Source organism: Meiothermus luteus, from assembly GCF_003574085.1.
Taxonomy (GTDB): Bacteria; Deinococcota; Deinococci; order Deinococcales; family Thermaceae; genus Meiothermus; species Meiothermus luteus.
On the sequence record NZ_QWKZ01000209.1, the window covers coordinates 1 to 1009 of the forward strand.

Consider the following 1009-nt stretch of genomic DNA (forward strand, 5'->3'; position numbering starts at 1 on the left):
ACCACACCCCGCCAGCCCGCGTGCAGAGCCCCCACTACCCCCCTTACCGGGTCGTGCAGCAGAATCGGGTAACAGTCGGCCACACTCACCCGCAGCAGCAGCCCCGGGGTAGCGGACAGCAAGCCGTCGCCCTCCCACTCCCCAGGGGCCTCCACCGGGTGCACCAGGCTGCCGTGCACCTGGCGCAAGGCGACCTGGGGCGGATGGCCAAAAAGAGCCAGCACACGGCGGCGGTTCTCCAAAACATTCCTCGGGTCATCGGCGGTGGAAAGCCCCAGGTTCAGGCTGTCATAAGGCGGCGGCGAGACCCCACCGGCCCGGGTGGTAAAGCCATGGGGCACCTGGAGCAAGGGGCTCTTTAGCACGCCGGACAGTCTACCTCAGTTGTAATAATGGCAGGGTGGAGTGGACCTTGGTTGCCTTCGCCTTTCTGCTGGGGAGCCTTATCGGCTCATTCCTAAACGTGGTGATTTACCGGTTGCCCAAGGGGCTCTCGGTGGTCTGGCCGGGCTCGAGCTGCCCCCACTGCGGCCGCTCTCTTTCGGCTGCGGAGCTGGTCCCCATTCTCTCCTGGCTGCTCCAGCGCGGCAGGTGCCGGGGCTGCGGGGGCCCCATCTCGCCCCGCTACCCCTTGGTGGAGGCCCTGAGCGCCTTCCTCTTTGCGGCAGCGGCTCTGCTGCGCCCTACGCTCCCTGAGCTGGTCTTTATCTGGGCTTTCATCGCCTTGCTCATCGCATTGGCCTTCATTGATATAGATACCAAGACCCTGCCCAACTCCCTCAACTTCGGCGGCGTCTTCCTGGGGCTGGGAGGGGCCCTCCTGTTGGGCTACCCCAGGACCTTTTCCGAAGCCCTGGAGGCAGGGCTTATGGGAGCTGGCCTGGTGGCCTTGCTCGCGGGGTACGGTGGGCTCTTCTACAATCGCTTCAAGGACAGCCCCCGGGAGGGCCCCTTCGGGGTGCATCTGGTCCACCTCGCAGCCATGGGGGGGGCCTGGGGAGGAATATGG

At 65.7% G+C, this 1009-nt stretch carries 2 protein-coding genes; one reads left to right on the top strand and one right to left on the bottom strand.

Annotation, left to right across the window (positions count from 1 at the left end; genetic code table 11):
• A partial coding sequence (locus Mlute_RS15315; RefSeq protein WP_147371141.1) for a polyphenol oxidase family protein occupies positions 1–365 on the bottom strand: 365 nt, incomplete at its 3' end.
• 35 nt (positions 366–400) lie between these two features.
• On the opposite strand from Mlute_RS15315, the gene Mlute_RS15320 reads away from it, so the two are divergent.
• On the top strand, positions 401–1009 hold a 609-nt coding region (locus Mlute_RS15320), incomplete at its 3' end, for a prepilin peptidase (RefSeq protein ID WP_147371142.1).